This window comes from Paracoccus sp. SCSIO 75233 (assembly GCF_027912675.1).
GTDB lineage: Bacteria > Pseudomonadota > Alphaproteobacteria > Rhodobacterales > Rhodobacteraceae > Paracoccus.
The window spans coordinates 254758-273748 of the sequence record NZ_CP115757.1; the positions used below are offsets into that span (position 1 = coordinate 254758).

An 18991-nucleotide genomic window follows, 5' to 3' on the forward strand; every position below is an offset into this window, starting at 1 on the left:
GTGCGTGATGTGCTGCACCTTAAGCCGCTCGTTAGGGTAGTTAAGGCTTCTGTCGAGCGGCACACGGAGACAGCACCAACAGATAACAAGAAGGTGGAAATTGTCGGACGAAAACCCCGATAATCTTCCGGATGATCCCGAAAGAGTTAGGGCGCGAGACCGAGATGCTCGCGCCCTTTTTATCGAAAATTTACACTACCACGCGACTGATATGTCGGAACTGCGCCGGATAGCCGAAGCTGATCCTGTGCTGGCCCATAAAATCGTAGACAACGCTGCTGACGAAAATCGGATGATCGACGGCAGCTATCGCTTAGGCCTGATCGTCACGGCGATTCTCGCGGCAGTCGTCCTAGCAGGCGCAGCTTATATCATCGTGAACATCGGCTGGTGGCAGACAATAGTGTTTGTCTTGGCGATGCTGGGCGTCAGCCACGTCTTGAGGGTTGTCCTTACGGGCGAATGGTCCGACACATCTTGGTTTGCAAGATTTCTCAGAAAAAAAAGCGATGACGATAGCGACAGGGAAGGCTGAGCCGGAGCAACATCCCGCTGCCCCGACCCCTTGGTCCCCTGACGCGGGGTCCGGCGGGCTGCCCCCGGTTGAGAACCGTGACAGCCTGCGCCACGCCAGAGAACGAAGGACTCCGACCGCGCCTTGACGGGGTTTTCGCTCCGATGAAAGCGGGCACTCTCCGTCTGATCTCAGATGCTTCGCGGGACTGTTAGCCGCCGGGCGCATCCTTGCCCGATCAGTATTTCACTGACACAGCTCGGTTGCCGATTGCCTTTTCAGCCCGTTCCAGCGCGACCTCTGGGAAGTCGGCCTGCTTTCGGTCTGTCTTGTCGAACCAGTAACAGCGCCATTCAGACGGCTGCCCGCCTGCTTGCCCGACCGTCATCAGCGGCCCGCCACTGTTCAGCCGCACCAGATCACCCGGTTTCAGTTCGTTCTGCATTTGCTTTCCTTTCGTTGTTCAGCGGTGCAAGCCATGGCTTGCACCTCAATCAGCCCAATCAATGAAGCTTTCGGCATCCTTGAGCGTGGCCGCGTCCAGTCCTGCCGCCTTGGCCTCGGCCATCGCCGAAATCATGGTCGCCATCGCCCGCGCCTTGCCGCCCGCGTCGAAGGCCTGCATCGGACGGACCAGATCAATTTTTACGGCTGGCCCGATTTTCTGCGAGGCTTCCTCGGCAAGCAGCAAGGCGATGGGTTGCAGGACGATCTGCGCCAGATGCCTCTGGGCCTCGCGCACAAGCGGACCCTGCGCGTTCTCGGCAAAGAGGGCAGGCAGAACCCCATAGGACGCCATGACCGCGCCACGGGCGGCTTGCAGCGTCTCGCGGGGCATCACGCCTTGGATATCCGGGGTGACACCCGATGCCCGCCAGTCCTGCACCGGGGCGGGACCGCCAGCCGCTGCGACATTCACTGATTCGCGCATCATGATCCGGCCCCGGCGTCCACGAAATCCCCGCGCCAGCGTCGTCAGATCGTCTTCTTGGCTTTCGGGATAAGGCACGATCTGCGACCCGATGGGCGAGTCGCGGTAAACATCACGAAGCGCAGTTTCGACTTCCTGCAACAGTTCCGCCGTCAGGCTGGCCCGGTGCAGTGGCGAAGTTCCGGCCCACGGTGCCGCCGCCGATGATCCGATGCAGACATGAATAACCTCGGCAGCCAGGACGGTTTCTGTCAGCCCGCCCCCGACTTCGGAGATAGACACCCGATAGGCGGACGGAATGCCCTGCCGCGTCTTGATATCCCAATCGGTCACGGGCAAGAGCCGGTCACCCCGGATCACGAAGACAGCTTCACCACGCAAGGCCAGCATCCGCGCGAACAGCGCCATGTTGCGCCGGGTCAACAGCGTGGTGCCGTCCACATCAGCCAGAGCGAAGGCCCCTTCCCAGAGGCTTACACAGCCCTGAACCGTGGCGGTCAGTTCACCGACGCCGGAACCGCCTGCCAGCCATTCGGCACGAGCGGCGATAAGATCGGACGTGTAACCCATCGCCACGGCGCGGGTTTCGGGTTCGTCTACGCGCGTAGACCGTCTGAACAGATTCATGAAGCCCATTATTTCACCCTCCGATATGGGCGCAGCAGATCGGCAGCACCTGAATATTGCATCGCCCTGGCGATATGATCCGCAGCGCGCTCGAAGCTCTCTTCGGTCTTCTGGTCGCTGTCTTTATCGGGCGTGATGACCTTGCGCCGCTTGGTCGCCCATAGGTCCGGGTCCGTGGTATCGACAGCCTGCAACAGATAGTTCGCCAGCCGCTCCACCGCCTTGATGACAGCGGGCGGCGCGGGATTATCGGTGCCGACCGTTGCCGTGATCCGGTTCGCATCGCCGGGAAGATAGACCCCGCCCCAAGGCGTTGCCGTGATCGGTGATACCTGCCAGTCGCCCGCCCATGTCTCGACAGACTCGACAACAGCGGGGCGCAGGGGCATTTGCCATTCGCCGGACCCCTGCACCAGCCAGATCACGTTGCGCGGCGTCCAGCGGTCGCAGCAATAGGCCTCAACCCGCTGCCAGCACCAGTCTGTGCCGCTATCGAGTCGCGACATGGCTTCCGGCGTCAGCTTTTCATAAAGCCCCTGCAATTCCGGCCAGCTTTCAGGCTGATCCTCGATTTCACGCATCAGTTCCATTATGCCCTCCACCTGTTCAAAACCTGCCTGACAGGCGGGTTTTCGGGCAGCAGCAACCCGCCATCGGTCGGAGACCAGTTCCGCGCCTCGACCTGCGTGTCGGGATAGGCCGGACGGGTGACGAAGGACATTTCGTAAAGCAGCGCCGCGAAGATCGTCCGTATCAGCGCCATGCCCAGCGACGGGTCTTCTTCCTCGACTTTCTCGGCATCTGCTACGGCCCGTTCGGGCGGGATGCGAAAGCCCGGAGACAGCCCGACAATCAACCCGGCGGCGAAGGCGGCAAGGAAATCGCTCACATAGCTGACCTGCTGCATTTCCGGCGCAATGGACGCCTCGAAGGTCACAGCGTCATCAGCATCGCGAATATCCAGCGTTCCCGCCGATCTGGACGCCAGCGGGCGGTCATAGCTGTGACCGATCAGCAGATGAATATCTTCTTCCGGTTTGTCGATGCGGTAAGAGAACGCGCGGGACGCCATGACTTCCTTGCGCGGTCTGCCAGAGCGGCCACCGTCCGAAAGGACGGCAGCCTTGCCATATGGAAAGCGGCCACGCAGCGCCAAAGCACCGGATGCCCGCTTGCGAAGCTCAAGCGCCCCGCTGTCGTGACCACCCCAGAGCATTACACAGCCAGCCCGGTCAGGATGCGGGTTTGCAGGCCGCGCGGCACGGTGAAGTCAGCCGTGACCAGCCCCGTCAGCACCAGCGAACCGGAAGCCGCCTTGGTGTAAGGGTCGCGGATCAGGTCCACCCCGCCGTAAAGCCCCAGATAACCCGGCGCGATGCCCTGCACATTGGCGGTCATCAGTGCGGTATCGTCCGGGATAACGTTGGACGTGGCCGGGGTGCCGACATGCTTCACAAGGCGGTCCCATTCCGACACCGCCGTGCCAGCAATCAGAGCGTCATCCAGATCGGCCCAGATCGCGGGCGTGAAGGCCAGATTGACCTGCGACGCGGAAGTGATCGCGTTCGCCTCCATGAACGCCACCACCTCGGCGCGGAATGCGGCCCAAGTCGCCGCAGCCCCGACCGGCGTTTCAGTGATGCCATAGGCTGCCGCGCCGGGGATAATGCCCAGAGGCTCACCCGCTGCGCCCGACCCGTTGATGACCACGCGGTCAAGTTCGGTGCCGATCACCGCGTTCAGGTCGCGACGGATCGCGGCTTCCAGACCCGCGCCCGCCTGCTTCAGCGCCTTGCGGGTGATGACCATCTGCGCCCCGCCGGTATGATCCGGGGTCAGGCTGCGTTCGGTCGTCTGGTAGGGGTTTGCGGCCCCGACATTCGACAGTTCGTCAGTCTGCCATCCGAACACGGCCCCGCTGGTCGCGACCGGGAAGGCCAGTTCGCCCTGCGCAATCTGGATGCGCTGCACCCCGATCTTTTCCGCGACACTGTTCGGAAAAATTCGATCAATGGTCGGACGGATCGCCTTCGGGTTCGGCAGGTCCGACCCGGACACGGTTTCGCCCGCGCGGGTTTCCAGCGCCTCGAACGGAACCGGGATGCCCTGATAGCCGCCCTTGGAGCGCATTTCGTCCACGATCTCTTTCGTGGCACCATCCAGCATCCGGCCTTCATCAAGCGCGAAGGCAACCTGACGCATCTCGAAGCGGCCCATCAGGTCCGACCATTCCCGATCCGACCGGGTTTCGAGTTCTTCGCCAGCTTCCCGGCGTTCGGTATCCTCGGCAATGAGCGCCGCGCGGTATCGGGTTTCATTGCTGCGATATTCCGCGTCCAGATCATTCATGGACCGGGTTTCGTCGTCGGTCGGCTTGTCCTTTCCGACCAGTTCAGCCAGCGATTGCCGTATCTCGGATTGACGGCGCTGGATTTTCGTAGAGTCAAGCATGGTATACCTCATGTGCTCGATGGTTTCGCCGTCAGTTCCCTGACAGCCTGTTTCCACGCCTCGCGGGCGGGATCTTCTTTGCCCATGCCGACCTCGATCCGCGTTTTCCGCGAATGGCAGGACGGGCAGAGCGTTTGCAGATTGGTCAGATCGAAGGCCCGTTCGGGCGCGGTCCTGACAGGAATGATGTGATCGACTTCAAGACGGCCCTGCGCCCCGCACTGGACGCATTTCCAGCCGTCCCGGCGCTTGGCCTGTTGCCTCACACCCTTCCAGCGGGCCGACCGGATCACAGCCGCAGAGTGACGGTCATATCTGCCTAAAGCCATTGTGCCGCCCTCCGCTTTCCTTCGGGTCGGGCAATCATCCGCTGGCCCTGTGCGACCGCCAGCACCGTTGCCGCTGTCGCGTCTATCCGGCCCAGAGAGCGCGACTTCGCCAGCTTGGCATTGCCTGCCGGGTCTATCAGCGTGATGGCGTCCGACATGGCCGATCTCAGCAGCAGCGACGGCACCCCTTTGACCTCGCCGTCAAACAGCGCCCTGCGGAACCGCTCGATGTCTTCGCTGCCGTCTTTCCAGCCGAAACCGCGCCAGATGAACGGGACGCGGCTCAGCCCGGCCTTGTCCATCGCCTCGGCAAATTCCGCATGTCTGAAACGGTCGCCGCAGATACAGGCAGGCGTGATGCCGTCCAGCCGCTTGACGATCTCAGCCAGCCAAGGCCCCGGCGGCACCGTCGCATCGCCCAGCGTGAACAGTTCCCCGCGTTCCTGCATCTCGACATAGCGCCCGCTGACCCCATCAGCGGCACCCCGGTTTGCCAGCGACGGATTGCCGGGGAAGGTGCCGACCGCTTCCAACCGTCCGGTGTGCGGCCAGTAGAACGCGGCTGCCGACATGGACCGCGACCCGCCCAGATCAACGCCCAGCACAACAGGACCTTCGCGGGGCGGCAGGTCATCGGGATCAGCTTCGCTCGACAACCATTCATCGACTGTGACCAAAACGCTGCGGTCTTCGGTCGAAACCCGTTCATTGCGATTGAGATTGCGGAAGCTGGACAGGGCCGAACCGCCCCGTGCAATCGCCCGCCGCGCCTGTGCCACCAGCCATTCGGGCGATGACCCGATGCCTTCCTTCGCGCCGGGGTTCGCTTGCAGCAGCGAATCCAGATCGTCGGCAGGCAGACCGAAAGCGGGGCGATGTTCCTGCACATAGGTGCCGGGCGGCGGTTCATCCAGCCAACGGCTGAACGTGTTGCTGTCGTCCGGTGCCGAAGTCGAGATAATCAGGGCGCGGCCATCGCGCTTGCCCAGGCCGGATAGGATTGCGTTTTCTAAATTATCGCCTTTCTCGCGTTCCCATGCGGCCCGTTCATCCATCACCGCCAGCGTCGGAGCGCCGCCAAGGATGGATTTGCCATCGGCTGCGATGACCCGCGCCAGCCCACCGCCATTGCCCTCATATTCGACTTCCAGTTTCGACCCGCGCCGGATCGTGAACAGTTCCTGTTCTTCCTCTGAAAGCCCTTCAATGAAGCCGACCAGAAACTGAAATGCCGTCTTTGCCTGATCTCGATTTCGGGCGGCGAAGATGATCTCGCGTTTCGGCTGATCGTCCCACGCCCCGACCAGATGACCCAGCGACAGACCGGCAGACAGCGCCGTCTTGGCGTTGCCGCGACCGATCGACAGCACCCCGACCATGACGCCCGGTGCCAGCGATCCGCAGACGAATTTGCGCTGATACTTCGCCAGTTTCATCGGCTGACCGGCCAGTTTGCCTTCCGGGATCGTCAGCCCAGCCACGAAATCCAGCGCAGATGCAGCAAGTTTTGAAGGGCGGCTCATATCACCCCCCGGATTTTTTTCGGAAGAGAGAAAGGAACACCCCGCCCCGCGAAAGGCCCCCCCAAGAGATCGCCGAGCATTGGGACCAGATCAGCCCACATGCTGCGGATGCGGGTGACGATTGATCGCACTTCTTCTTCGCGTGTGGACGCGCATATGTGCGTCACACACGTAGGGGTATAAGGGGTGTGTGACAGATGGGGGGATGAAGGGGGGGTGAAGGGGGGGATGAAAGGGGGGTGAAGGTGCGTCATTCGGCTGCCTCCAACCATGTGACGGGCCGTGAGGGTGAGCCGCCATGTGCCACTTTGACCTTGCTGTCGGTCAGCAGTTTCTCCATCGCAGAACGCAGCGCCTTCTTGGTGCAGCCCTCACTGTCGGGGTGTTCTGCGAAGACCTTCGGCGCGTAGTTCAGGCCACCCGCTGCGTTGACCTTGCGGCCCTGCAACGTGACCTCGCGCAGCAGATGCAGGAAGACACGTTCGGCCTTGGCATTCGCTGCCAGTCGGTCCAGCCCTTGCGGCTCGCTGTCGCGGGTGAAGACGCCCTCGCGCCATGTCAGGCTGATCTCGCCACCGATGCGGCCATAGTTGTTCTTTTTGGTATGCAGGATGCGCTTGTCGGGATCGGCCTCGTATCCGTCCTGTATGATCCGTTCGAGATACAGGCGGGATCGGACAGAGTTATTCCAAGCCGTGCTGCCGCTCGTGCCTGTGCCGCTGGAAAGGCCCGTAAGCGACGGATGCGACAGCAACACAACCGCGCATTTCTGGCGCTGAGCAAGGCCGCGCAGAATGCCGATGAACTGGCGCACTGCTGCCCGGTCATTCTCATTGGCCGGGAACATATCAGCCAATGTGTCCAGCACGATCAGCGACGGCTGTTCATCCTTGGCCCGTGCCTCGATCTCATTGAACAGCGCCGATTGTGTCAGCTTGATCTTCGACTCGACAGCCAGAAGCGCGTCCTCGCCCGCCAGTGACCGGATCGTCAGCCGATCCAGATCGGCAAAGCGCAGACCCATTGTCCGGCAGATCGACGCCAGCCGGATGTGAAGTTCGTCGTCGTCATCCTCGGCAGACAGGAACAGAGCGCGTTTCTTTTCCACACCCTCGTTCAGCCATGATTTCCCGGTCGCGGCGCTGACCGCCAGCTGCAAGGCCAGCAGCGACTTGCCGGTGCCGCCATCGCCGCTAAAAAGCGTAACGGTCTTCATCGGGATCATGTTGTGAACCAACCACTGACGGGACGGAACCGGACGGCCTTCCAGATCGGCGGCGCTGTAGAATTGGGATTTCCGCCCTTCCTCGGACGGCCCGCCCATGTCGCGCTGATAGCCCAGATCGGCCATATGCGCGGCGTCGTGTTGTCCATATGCGTTGAAGACATTCATGCTGCGACCGCCTCCACCTCGGCAACCACGGCGCGGACCTGATCCGCGTTCTTGCACTCGACCGAATACCCGGTATTGCGATACTCGTTCTTCCAGATGTAGAGCGTCACGCCTTCGCCTTCTTGATCGGGATAGAAGTCTACGACGAAGGGGCCGACTTGGCGGCTGATCCAGAGATTATGCACTGCGTTCGCGCTCATGCCGCTGCCCTCCCCTGCACAAACTCAAGGAAGGCGCGTTGATCCGCAGGTGTCAGTCGCGTGTAGCAGGCCAGCGCGTAGGCTTTCAGTTCCTCACGACACGCCAGATCGGCCCAGAAGCTGGCCTCGTCCATATAGCCCATCAGGGGCGGGATAGGCTGACCGGCAGGCTGTTCCTGCATCGCATCCACAACCGCCGCGACGGTTTCGTCAGGCAGCGATTTTAACGCCGCCAGCGCCATCAGGGCGCGTTCGTCTTCGGTCAGGCTGGCGGACAGGATCGGAACAAGCCGCTGCCACGCATCAGGCGTTGCCAGCGTCAGAACACATCCCATCGCGCGGACAACGCTCAGGTGATTGCGCTCCATCAGCTTGGAGAACGACTTGTGGGTCACGCCGCCACCTCCGCCTGAGCGTCCAGCCAAGCGGACATATCGGCCTCGCGCCAGTAACGGCGACGGGCGATATAGATCGGCTTCGGGAAGTTCAGTTCCGGGTCATGCAGCCAGCGCCACAGCGACATATCCGAAATGCCGCCGCACAGTTCGCGGACAGTTGCGGCGGGAATCAGTTTCCGTTCCATCAGGGTGCCTTTCGCTAATGAGCGTTAGGCCTCCCAATATTCACATAATCCGTTGCCGCGCAAAAGAATCCCGGTCAGCTAAATAGGGTATTTAGCTGACCTCGCTGTCGTCGGTGTCGCCAAGCGCCCCTGATAGCAGTGCAATTTCTGCGATCTTAAAGCTGACACTGCCGCGCCATTTCACAATCTGATTTACCGCCGTTGTGCGGCTTACATCAAATTTTTCCTCTAACATGCTCGCCAACGCATCAGTTCCCGAAGGGTCGAATCCATTTAGAACCGACTGCAACAAAACAAAGTTCATTGCGCTATCTAATCGAGATTTGTCTTTTGATTTCGGGCGACCTTTCGCCCGTGTAATTTCACCGCGAAGAATTTTTGCGATCACCTCCCGCTCTTCGCCTGAAAGCCATCGCCCCCGCTCTACGCGATCCGCCAATTCCGAAAAATCTCCATGCCTGGCAGCAGCGGCAGCGGGTGAAGGTCCAGCGTCGAAACCAAGATTTTCAAAATCCATCACCGCCCCCCGATCCGCACCACGTTATTAGCCCCGCCCTCGACAAGCTGCATCACAAACCGCGCCCATGCGTCCAGAGCGGCCCGCTTTTCGTCGGCATAGTCGTGGCGCTGATAAACAGCGACGATACCGCCGCCCGTCCCGCTGATGTGGTTCAGAACGGCTTCGGTCACGCGCACCGGGATGCCAAGCCGGGCCATGCCTGTTGCGCAGGTGCGGCGCAGGTCATGAAAGGTCCAGCGGGGAATTTCGACAGGCTCGCCCCGATCCTCTGCCGCCGCCATTTCCATCGCCTCTGCCAGTTTCGCCCTCGCCTTGTAGAAGCCGCTCACAGGCGAAGAGCCGGTCGTGGTGAAAATATAGCCCTGCTTGCCTGCAATGCGATCGACGCCCGCCAGAACGCTGCATACCGCCCCGGACAGCGGCACGTCATGCGCCCGCCCGTTCTTTGTCCGATCCGCAGACAGGTGCCACAGATCGCCCCTGATCTCGCCATCGGTGATTTGCGCCGCCTCGTTCAACCGCTGGCCGGTCAACAGCAGAGCCTTGCCAAGCGGCCCCCAAGGAAAGCCCTCGGCATCGCAGGCGGTCCAGAACCAGCGGATTTCGTCGTCTGAAAGCACTCTGTCCCGGCTGGATGGCTTTACCGGCGGCTTCACGCCTGCGGTAGGTGCAATCTCGATAATCTCGCGCTCAACACACCAGCCGAAAAACTTCGACAGATAGGCCCGGATGCGCACGGCGGTCGTTGCGTGGCCCCGATCAATGATTGCGTCCAGCAGGTCGAGCACGTCGCGGCGTCCGATGCTCTGAACATTGCGGTCGCCCCAGATCGGCAGGACATGATTATCAAGCGCCTGCCGCACCGCCTTGCCTGTCCGCAGCTTAGAAAGGTGCCGCTGGTCAAACTGGCCGATCAGGTTCTTAATCTTATCGCGGTCAACCTCGGGTTTGGGTGCTTTCGCTGCCCTGACTTCCTCGGCTGGGTCGCGCCCTTCGGATGCCGCCGCAAGCGCGTTCCTTGCCCGTTGACGCGCGTCAGCCAGTGAGATGACCGGATATGCGCCTAGGGTCATGCGGCGATGGGTGCCGCCGTGTCGGTATCGGACCTGCCAACCCTTTTTTCCGGTCGGCTGCACCACGAGGTAAAGCCCGGTGCAGAGGCTGTCAGGCACTTCCTGCCGCCTGTCGCCCGGCTGCATCTTGTCAACGATTGCTGCATTCAATTTCATAGTCAGATGGCCCTCTGGGGAACAGTCTGGGGAACAGAATAGCGTTTAGCCCCCGTTCCCCAGTGTTAGACTGTGAGGGTCCATATTGTCAATAAATGCTGAAATTAAAGGTGATTTCGCGTGCAGATCGTTTTTCATTGTTTTGCGTTGATTGTCCGCAAAATCCGATTTGTAATCAGAAGGTCGGGGGTTCGATTCCCTCTGCCGGCACCATGAAGATGGGCATCTGAGCTAGATTTTTCTAACAATAGCTGAAAACGCCATCTGGGGCGTCGATCAAAACGTACTCTATGACCGAAAAGCCGCCATCTCTGGCGGCTTCTCCGTGACCTTATGAAGATCAACAACGCTCTGTTCGGCGGATATGATCAGATGAATGCGCGCATCTTCCGGGTATCAGTTAAATTATCAATTCCGGATCTACGAGGATAGCAATATCTAGACCGCCAATTGGTGTCAGTTCGCTATCGTCATAATCCGAGATTTCGATAGTAAAGCCGGCGTATATCTCTACTCCCGTGTATGTGGCGGCGGCGTCAAAGTAGAATGCGCCAGTGACAGGATTCAAAGAAAACTCATGTGGTGCGGACAGCGGATCGGGTTCCACCGAAGTAATCCTGATCGTATCAAGGCCGTCACGATCTTCAATGCGGAGGCCAGCAAACACCATATCTTGAACTTCACCGCGGAACGAGTCGTCAACTGTTCCCACGGTAATATTGGTGCCGTCCATACGGGTAGTCTGAAAACTCTGACCTTTGATTGTGAAGGTTCCTTCTGCGGTATCTGTTACCGCTGCGCCGCCAGCCGTTACCTGATAACTGAAGTTGAAATAGTCATCCTGGTCCGTCTGAAGCTCGTTGATGTTAGACTGTTCCGTACTGACGGTGATGTCGCCATTTGCTTGGGCAAGAACCTGAACATCACGTCCATCGGCTGTCGTAACTGTCTGTACGGTGCCTAAGTCCAGTTTTACGTTGTCATTACCAACACGAACACTGATTGAGCTCAGTTCAAGAATGCCATTGTCGCTGCTGTCGTTTGCGAGAACATTATAGGTGACCGATACAATTTCTTCTTCAGCGCCACCCTCGTCCAACATTACGAAGCTGTCGTCATTCAAAACCACGTCTGCCGGTTCGGGCTCTGGTCCTGTTCCCTTGCCGCCCCCTTCCAGCCACTGCCAATTGGAGGTGATGTTGACCCATTGCTCGCCGTTCAGCGCGATATTGTCGGCGTTGAATGCGGCGAAGTCCTGGTTGGATTCGAAAAAGACGGTGATGAACTCGTCATTCGCGCCGGACTTGTCGTCGTCTTTTTCCAGACCCAGCTTTTCGGTGTCGATGACAACATAACCACCGGCAGCGGCATAGCCCGGGACGTTATAGACAAATTTGATCGCCCCCTCGTCGACAGCGTCCTGGAACTCGCCGCCGTAATTCGCCGTGCTGAGGTCGATCAGGTCTTCGCGGCTCTCCCAGTCGCGATTGCCGCCTTCGGACCATTCGCCAGCGTCGAAGCCGATGATGGTGTCGTTGCCGTGGCCCTTGATGAAGCCAAGCGTGTCGGTCTCATTGTCATCGCCCGGACGCAGCGTATCGTTGCCGGTGCCACCCCAGATGGTGTCGGCGCCAGCGCGGCCGTGGATCCAGTCATCGCCGTCGCCGCCGTAGATTTCGTCATCGCCGTTATGGTTGTCATCATTCGACACCCACTGGAGACCATCCAGATAATCAACCAGCAGATGCGGGGCTTCGGTGTTGCCCGGCGCGACATTCTTATCGTCGATGTTGTAAAGCTTGCCCTTGCGCGGGGTCTCGTCGCCGTCGATGACATCGTTGCCGGCACCACCGAAGAGCAGGTCGTCTTCGTCGCCGCCCAGAACGACATCCTTGCCCTGGTAACCATAAATCGTGTCATTGTCGCGGTTGCCGACCAGCAGGTCGCTGCCATAACCGCCGCCGATAAGGTCGTCGCCCCAGCCGCCGAAAATCATGTCCCGGCCGCTATTGCCCCACATCGTGTCATTGCCCGATTCTTCCTGACGGAAAGAGTTCAGGTAGTTGTCATCGATGCCGACATGATCGAGCAGGCCCAGCCAGCTCGCCAGTGGCCCCTGAGTGCCGGTATTGCCGGTATATTGGCTGATCTTCTCGGCATAGGGATCGAAGCTGCGCACGCCGCTTTCACCGAACATCAGGTCGTTGCCGGTGCCGCCGCCCATATAGTCGCTGCCCGCGCCGCCATCCATCAGATCGCCGCCGCCGCCGCCATAAGCGGTATCATTGCCGTCGCCGCCAGATACGATGTCGAGATCGCTGTCATTCTCGCCCGCGAAGATCTGGTCGTCGCCGGTATTGCCGATCAGAAAGTCAGCCCCGTCGTGACCGACAATGGTGTCGTTCCCACCCAGACCGTCGATCCAGTCAGCCGAATACTGGCCGCCCTCAAGGCGCTCCCCAAGATGGCTGCTATTGGTGATTACGTTGAATGCCATTCTTATATAAACCTACTCGTTATGCGCGCACTACCCTCGGGGATATGTAAAATATGCCTGCAAGATTTTAAATGTGGTTATTTAGGTAACTTATGTGCTTAGGGTTCCGCCAAAATAATTTTTATTAGCTTCCAGAATTTTTAATTAGTTTCGGGGTCTTCGATTTCACATCTCGAGATAGATCGCGTCTCGAAGACGGCGAAGGGCAAAGCGAAAGTCATCTGATCGCCCGATAAGCGGTCTCTCAGATAGTTGCGTTCTGGATCGCCTGAGGGCCCACAGAATCGCTCGAACCCGCAGGATTGCCGCCCTCCAGCAGGTCCAGAAGGATCGGATAGACGGCATCAGGGTTCGATCCCGGCTCAAGCGGATCAACGATCTCATGTCCCAAGCCAAGCTTCTCCGGAATGCGGTAGCGGGCGACGTTGGCACCGGAGCCAGCGCTCAGATCAGCGAAGCTCTCGGCCATGCTATTGTTGATCGCCTTGTCGTTGTCGTTTGTGACCAGCGTTACGTTTTGCACGACGCAGCTTCCCTTTTCGGCGATCTTGCGTGCCGCGAAGCCGAGGCGGAGGACTTCTGCGGTGCCGCGTGTCGATTGCCGCTTATAGGCGTGTGGCATGCCCTCGAATTTCTCGCGCAGCAGCGGGTCTTTCCAGACGGAAATGGGTGGCAGGATCAGCATGATCTTCATGGCGAGCATATTGAGGCGCATACCGATCCCCGGCAGTCCAAGGAACGGCGCGAGCATGACAGCGCGGTCGACATCACCCCGGTTCTGGGAAACCCAGGCGGAGACGGTGCCGCCCGCTGATATCCCGCAAACGATCACACGCGCGCCAAGTCCGGCTGCGATATCGACGGTCTGGTCGCCGAACCGCGCCAGTTGCCCGGCTGTCAGATCGTCAAGCGCGTCGGTGGCCCTGTCCTTGTGGCCGTTGCGGGGCATTCGCGCCACCAGCACATTATGCCCCCGTGCGTGCAGAAGCGGGGCAAAATCCACGAAGGCCTGAGGGCAGCTAGATATGCCGTGTATCAGGACGAACGACATGTCCGTGCTTTTGCCGTGATGCAGCACATAGGGGTGGCAGAGCGGGTTCAAACGATCTGCGGTTTGTGCAAGCTCGTTTTCGATGCGCGACATACTCTCGTTGAAATCGCGACAGGGGGCCGGCGCGGATACGAGCGATTTGGTCCGGATCGGCATCAGCAGCGCGCCTGCCAGCAGCACAGCGATTGCGCCGGTACATAGGGCGAGTGCAACCGGCCAGGAGGTCGCCCAGGCCAACAACACCAGAGCGACGCCGAAAACCGCAAGAAGCAATGCAAATCCGACGAGGACTTTCTGCGTGACGCTCATGAAGATATTTCCTTTTGCGAATGTGCTGCGGCTTTGTCCGAAGACAGCATTTCCTCGACGGCGTTGGCAATTTCACTGACGGTCTCATCCAGCCGCGACATGCTGTGTTGCCATTCCGACGGGTCGAGATAGCCGCCTGCGCCGGAATGAACGATATCCGGCAGGCTGACCTCCCGAAGGCGGTTACCGGTGATTGCCTGATTCCAGCTTGATCCGATGGAAGACGCCCAGCGTCCGGGAAAGACGAACCGGCCCAGGCGGTAGACGGAATCCTTGTCGCCGTAGATCGAAATCAGCTCTTCCGCATCGGCAATGCCGGGATCAGCCGACATCACGCCGCCGAAGGCGAGGACAGACACTGGTCCCCGGGTGATTTCCCGAAGATATGGCACCGCGCCGACGGCGATCTGACCGCCCCCGCTGGACCCGAGAAGGATGACTGGCATGCCGCTTCCAAACGGATAACCCGCAGCCCCGAGCCGGTCAGAGGCGATATGGGCAATGCTGTGGCTATAAAGGGGACCATAGCGATGATCCGCCGAGACCAGCACCTGATACAGGTTGCGGATATTCAGCGTCGCTGCGAGCATCGAGCCGCCGGCAGCCCTTCGTTTGCCGACCACGCGCCAGAACCATGAAAAGAACCTTTGCCCGGTCAGCAGCGGTCGTCCGGACGGCGCGTAGGGAAAGACATCCCGCACGATCCGCGCATTCGGCAATCTGGCAGCAAGACGGTCGAGGAAGCGCGACTCCGCCTCCAAAAGCGCCTCCCCCGAGATTGAGCCGATGCCGGAAACAAAGACGATAAAGACATCGACGCCCTGTTCCGCCGTGGTGTCGCCATCCGGGTTCGGTGCGATATCGGGGAGTTCGCCATATCGCGCAAATTGCAGCGTCTCCAGCGGCGACAGCAGGAATGTCACCGCAATCGCGACCAAAATGATCGAAAGCGCACCGGCGATAAGCGGGATCATAGGGTTACCGCGCGCAGCGCTTTGCCGTCATTTGCGCTCATATCGGTCTTCCCGCCGCAAAGCGCCGGATCGCATTGACCAGACCGGCCAGCGGTCGCCCGAGCGTTGCTGCAAACAGGAAATGAGTAAACCAACCGGCGAATGCCACGATCAGGGCGGCATGGACCGGCATCGCCAGCCCTTTATGCAGGGCATAGAAGATCAGGATCGTTGACCAGAGCCGCAGCATTCTCTCAATGCCCTCACCGAAATAGGGCATCAGAACGAGGATGCCGAACAGGAAAGGTGCGTGGGCGAGGGCCACGATCCAGAACAACCGTTCATCCGAAATCCTGTCATTGAGGAAGATACGGTCGGCCACCACGGCGCAGGCGGCCAGCACCAGCGCTGTGCCGACGAATACCAGTCCCTCGGACAGGTAAACCGGCAATTGTCGCCGTCCGGGCACGCGGTTCAGGGCAAGAATGGCGGCGGAGCCGAGCGCGCGAGACACCCCGGCAAAGAACACCATTATGAGCGTCAACCGGCGTAGCTCGGGCGTCGAGCCTGCGGCGCGGAACGTATCGACGTCGAAAGAAGCCGCCGACAGCCCGAGGCTGAATGCCTCTGCAATCATTAAAAAGAAATCGCCCATAATCGCTGCTTTACCAAAATCCACCTATCAACATATGCTATTTTCATAGCAGACATTCGGAAAGACTAGGCGATATGCGAAACACTTGCATGACGCGATCAAGGCGCGGCACAACGCGCCGCCACGATCCTCGCTCAGCCGCAAACTATCGCGAGACGGCACCGGAGATTTGTGGCCATCGATCCGGTTGTCGGTCGCTTTCCGACGGTATTACGTTGCGACCGCGACGCCGTGTGCCGGGACTGGATTGTCCGCCCGGTCGCGCGGCCTTTGTCTGTGCGGCGGTCTCGCGCAAGGCGCGGCAAACTCCGCTAAATCGATAACCGACCGAATGTCAGTTCTGCCAGACTTCGACCTCCGGCAGGTCCGTAATGGAAACACCCAGCGTTTGCATTGCCGCGAGTGATATCTGGCTGCCTGCACCGCCGCCGCTCAGCGGTTGCAGGTCGAGATTGACCGACTTGCCGTTCGCCGGATTGACGACGCGGCCCTTGGCGGGGGCGCTGACAAGCGGGGTCTTGATCCAGAAACCGCCCTCCGTCGCATCGCCGAGCGAGGCGACCGTCGTGCCCAGCCGTCCCCCGCCGGTCGCCGGTGCGGTCGCGGCGGCTTTCTCCTCAGCGGAAGTCGTGTCGAGTGCTGCGACACTTTGTCCGCCGCCGGTTAGCATCGCCCCGGCGGACTGGGTCTGTGTGGTCACGGTGACGGGTGTGGATGCAGGTTCAACGTAAGCGCCAGCAGGGGCTGTGGTTGCGGTCACGGTGACCGCTTCGCCGCTTTGCAGCGCCTCAGCCTCGCTTCGGGACACGATGCTGTCCGCGCCCTTGCCGCAGGCACTCAGTCCAAAGGCGGACAGACACAGCATGGCGGCTATGTTTCTGTTCATATGCGGCTCCAATTCCGATCTCGGGCAAGCTAGCCGGGGTCAACGGGACGTGCAATGCTTGCGCTTGAAGGAATGCCCGCCTCTCATTAACTTCAACATATGCAAACCGCGCCGCTCATTGACCCTTTTGCCCGCCCGATCACCTATTTGCGGGTGTCGGTGACGGATCGCTGCGATTTTCGCTGCACCTATTGCATGGCCGAGCATATGCAGTTCCTCCCCAAGCGCGACCTGCTGTCGCTGGAGGAGTTGGACCGTCTTTGCACGGCGTTCATTGGCCTTGGCGTGCGTAAGCTGCGGATCACCGGGGGCGAACCTCTGGTCCGGCGCGACATCATGCATTTCTTCCGCTCCATTTCGCGCCATCTGGGGGACGGGCTGGATGAGTTGACACTGACCACCAATGGCAGCCAGCTTGGGCGGTTTGCCGCTGATCTGGCGGCGATCGGGGTGCGGCGCGTGAATGTCTCGCTTGATACGCTCGACGAGGCCAAATTTGCCGAGATCACACGCTGGGGCCGATTGCCGCAGGTGATGGAGGGGATTGCGGCTGCGAAGGCTGCAGGGCTGCGGGTCAAGATCAATGCCGTCGCCCTGAAGGGGTTCAACGAAGATGAGCTTTTCACGCTCACTGATTGGTGCGCGGCAGAGGGGCATGACCTGACCTTTATCGAGGTCATGCCTATGGGCGATATCGGCGGCGAGGATCGGCTGGATCAATACTGGCCGCTATCGGATCTGCGCGCGCGGCTGGCGGAACGCTACACGCTGATCGATCTGGCCGAACGGACGGGCGGGCCGGCGCGCTATGTCCGGGTTGCACAGAGCGATCAGAAGATCGGCTTCATCACCCCGCTCACGCATAATTTCTGTGAAAGCTGCAACCGGGTCCGCGTTACCTGCACCGGCGAGTTGTTCATGTGCCTCGGACAGGAGGATCGGGCTGATCTGCGCGCGCCGCTGCGCGCTTCGCCGGATGATGCGCTGCTGACGGATGCGATCCGGGCCGCGATCGCCCGCAAGCCGAAAGGCCATGATTTCGACTATTCCCGACAGAGCATTGCCGGACAAATGACCCGGCATATGAGCCACACGGGCGGCTGAACGCCGCCCGCCAGCCTATCCGGCGGGCATCCGTGTCTCGATCATCTCCGCAAGCCAGCTCGCGCCGAAGGGGATCGCCTCGTCGCTGAAATTGAACTCCGGGTGGTGCAGCATCGCCGTGTCGCCATTGCCAAGGAAGATATAAGCACCGGGGCGGGTGTTCAGCATATAGCTGAAATCCTCCCCGGCCATCATCGGCGGGCAATCGGTATCGACCTTCCCTGCAACACGTTGCGCGACTTCAATCGCATGCTGTGTCGCATCGGCATTGTTGACCGTGACCGGATAGCCAAAGCGATAATCAACCTCTGCGCGCGCGCCGAAAGCGGCCGCCGTATTTTCAGCGATCCGCTGAATGGCTTCCGCCTGCATGTTGCGGACTGCCGGGTCCAGACTGCGCGCCGTGCCACGGATCTTCACCACCTGCGGGATGACGTTATGGGCGGTCGAGTCCGTCTCCACCACGCAGCAGGAGACGACGCCGCTTTTCAGCGGATCGACATTGCGCGCGACGATGGATTGCATCGCGACGATGATCTGCGAGGCGACCAGCAGGCTGTCGATGCAGTCATTCGGCTTCGCGGCATGCCCGCCCTTGCCGGTGACGATGATCTGGAATTCATCCGCCGCCGCCATGATGCTGCCCTCGCGGATCGCGAATTGGCCGACCGGGATGCCGGGCATATTATGCATGCCGTAGAATTCCTGAATATTCCACCGATCCGCCAGCCCGTCCTCGATCATTGCGCGACCGCCGCCGCCGCCTTCCTCGGCAGGTTGAAAGATCAGCACGGCAGTGCCGTCGAAATTCCGCGTCTCCGCCAGATATTTCGCCGCCCCGAGCAGCATGGAGGTATGACCGTCATGGCCGCAGGCATGCATCTTCCCCGGCGTTTTCGAGGCGTAGTCGACGCCGGTTCTCTCCTCAATCGGCAGCGCGTCCATGTCGGCGCGCAGCCCGATGACCCTGCCGCTGCCGGTCTTGCGGCCCCGAATGACCGCGACGACCCCGGTTTTGCCGACGCCCTCGGTGATCTCATCCACGCCGAATTCCTTCAGCAATTCCACCACCCGGCCCGCAGTCCGGTGAACGTCATAATCCAGTTCGGGATGGGCGTGGAAATCATGCCGCCACGCTGTGATCTCCGGCAGCATCTCGGCAAAGCGGTTCTTGATCGGCATGGGGTTCTCCTTTCCCGACAGCATTGGCGCGGTCGGGAGGACAAAGCAACCGCT

General features: G+C 60.4%; 21 protein-coding genes. 2 read left to right on the plus strand and 19 right to left on the minus strand.

The window, feature by feature from the left end; translation table 11 throughout:
- The first annotated feature begins 100 nt into the window (after positions 1-100).
- Positions 101-535 carry a hypothetical protein gene (locus PAF12_RS01280; protein WP_271108214.1) on the plus strand — a complete coding sequence of 145 codons (435 nt, stop codon included), beginning with the start codon at positions 101-103 and terminating at the stop codon, positions 533-535.
- Positions 536-752: 217 nt separating this feature from the next.
- On the opposite strand, the gene PAF12_RS01285 is transcribed toward PAF12_RS01280, so the two are convergent.
- The 18 genes from PAF12_RS01285 to PAF12_RS01370 all read right to left on the minus strand — a co-directional run bounded on the left by PAF12_RS01285 (position 753) and on the right by PAF12_RS01370 (position 16651).
- Positions 753-959, minus strand: a complete 207-nt coding sequence (locus PAF12_RS01285) for a YodC family protein (RefSeq protein ID WP_271108215.1) — start codon at positions 957-959, stop codon at positions 753-755.
- A 45-nt stretch (positions 960-1004) separates the two neighbouring features.
- Positions 1005-2072 carry a hypothetical protein gene (locus PAF12_RS01290; protein WP_368045154.1) on the minus strand — a complete coding sequence of 356 codons (1068 nt, stop codon included), beginning with the start codon at positions 2070-2072 and terminating at the stop codon, positions 1005-1007.
- An 8-nt stretch (positions 2073-2080) separates the two neighbouring features.
- Positions 2081-2662 (minus strand): hypothetical protein, encoded by a 582-nt coding sequence (locus PAF12_RS01295; RefSeq protein WP_271108217.1) that lies wholly within the window; start codon positions 2660-2662, stop codon positions 2081-2083.
- Positions 2662-3288 carry an HK97 family phage prohead protease gene (locus tag PAF12_RS01300; RefSeq protein WP_271108218.1) on the minus strand — a complete coding sequence of 209 codons (627 nt, stop codon included), beginning with the start codon at positions 3286-3288 and terminating at the stop codon, positions 2662-2664. The genes PAF12_RS01295 and PAF12_RS01300 overlap by 1 nt, the downstream gene beginning before the upstream one ends.
- The gene (locus tag PAF12_RS01305) at positions 3288-4523 is read right to left on the minus strand and encodes a phage major capsid protein (protein ID WP_271108219.1); all 1236 of its coding nucleotides are present in this window, start codon (positions 4521-4523) and stop codon (positions 3288-3290) included. The genes PAF12_RS01300 and PAF12_RS01305 overlap by 1 nt, the downstream gene beginning before the upstream one ends.
- Before the next feature lie 8 nt (positions 4524-4531).
- Positions 4532-4852 carry an HNH endonuclease gene (locus tag PAF12_RS01310; protein ID WP_271108220.1) on the minus strand — a complete coding sequence of 107 codons (321 nt, stop codon included), beginning with the start codon at positions 4850-4852 and terminating at the stop codon, positions 4532-4534.
- Positions 4843-6375, minus strand: coding sequence for a terminase large subunit (locus tag PAF12_RS01315; RefSeq protein WP_271108221.1), 1533 nt, complete (start codon positions 6373-6375; stop codon positions 4843-4845). The genes PAF12_RS01310 and PAF12_RS01315 overlap by 10 nt, the downstream gene beginning before the upstream one ends.
- A 250-nt stretch (positions 6376-6625) precedes the next feature.
- The gene (locus PAF12_RS01320; protein ID WP_271108222.1) at positions 6626-7768 is read right to left on the minus strand and encodes an AAA family ATPase; all 1143 of its coding nucleotides are present in this window, start codon (positions 7766-7768) and stop codon (positions 6626-6628) included.
- Positions 7765-7968 (minus strand): hypothetical protein, encoded by a 204-nt coding sequence (locus PAF12_RS01325; RefSeq protein ID WP_271108223.1) that lies wholly within the window; start codon positions 7966-7968, stop codon positions 7765-7767. Before PAF12_RS01325 ends, PAF12_RS01320 begins: the two co-directional genes overlap by 4 nt.
- The gene (locus PAF12_RS01330; RefSeq protein WP_271108224.1) at positions 7965-8363 is read right to left on the minus strand and encodes a hypothetical protein; all 399 of its coding nucleotides are present in this window, start codon (positions 8361-8363) and stop codon (positions 7965-7967) included. The genes PAF12_RS01325 and PAF12_RS01330 overlap by 4 nt, the downstream gene beginning before the upstream one ends.
- Complete coding sequence (locus PAF12_RS01335; protein WP_271108225.1) at positions 8360-8551, minus strand: AlpA family transcriptional regulator; 192 nt, start codon at positions 8549-8551, stop codon at positions 8360-8362. Before PAF12_RS01335 ends, PAF12_RS01330 begins: the two co-directional genes overlap by 4 nt.
- A 91-nt stretch (positions 8552-8642) precedes the next feature.
- Entirely contained in the window at positions 8643-9068 is a 426-nt protein-coding gene (locus PAF12_RS01340) for a hypothetical protein (protein WP_271108226.1), read from the minus strand.
- Positions 9068-10300, minus strand: a complete 1233-nt coding sequence (locus tag PAF12_RS01345) for a site-specific integrase (protein ID WP_271108227.1) — start codon at positions 10298-10300, stop codon at positions 9068-9070. The genes PAF12_RS01340 and PAF12_RS01345 overlap by 1 nt, the downstream gene beginning before the upstream one ends.
- 400 nt (positions 10301-10700) lie before the next feature.
- Positions 10701-12797 (minus strand): calcium-binding protein, encoded by a 2097-nt coding sequence (locus PAF12_RS01350; RefSeq protein ID WP_271108228.1) that lies wholly within the window; start codon positions 12795-12797, stop codon positions 10701-10703.
- 244 nt (positions 12798-13041) lie between these two features.
- Positions 13042-14157, minus strand: a complete 1116-nt coding sequence (locus PAF12_RS01355; protein ID WP_271108229.1) for a carboxylesterase — start codon at positions 14155-14157, stop codon at positions 13042-13044.
- Positions 14154-15131, minus strand: coding sequence for a hypothetical protein (locus PAF12_RS01360; protein WP_271108230.1), 978 nt, complete (start codon positions 15129-15131; stop codon positions 14154-14156). Before PAF12_RS01360 ends, PAF12_RS01355 begins: the two co-directional genes overlap by 4 nt.
- 37 nt (positions 15132-15168) lie before the next feature.
- Positions 15169-15747, minus strand: coding sequence for a hypothetical protein (locus tag PAF12_RS01365; protein WP_271108231.1), 579 nt, complete (start codon positions 15745-15747; stop codon positions 15169-15171).
- Positions 15748-16099: 352 nt separating this feature from the next.
- A complete protein-coding gene (locus PAF12_RS01370; protein ID WP_271108232.1) occupies positions 16100-16651 on the minus strand; it encodes a hypothetical protein in 552 nt (183 codons plus the stop codon).
- Positions 16652-16750: 99 nt separating this feature from the next.
- On the opposite strand from PAF12_RS01370, the gene moaA reads away from it, so the two are divergent.
- Positions 16751-17755 (plus strand): GTP 3',8-cyclase MoaA, encoded by a 1005-nt coding sequence (gene moaA, locus PAF12_RS01375; protein ID WP_271108233.1) that lies wholly within the window; start codon positions 16751-16753, stop codon positions 17753-17755.
- Between the two features lie 15 nt (positions 17756-17770).
- Here moaA and PAF12_RS01380 read toward each other — a convergent pair whose 3' ends face one another.
- Positions 17771-18937, minus strand: coding sequence for a M20 aminoacylase family protein (locus tag PAF12_RS01380; protein WP_271108234.1), 1167 nt, complete (start codon positions 18935-18937; stop codon positions 17771-17773).
- Between the last annotated feature and the right edge of the window lie 54 nt (positions 18938-18991).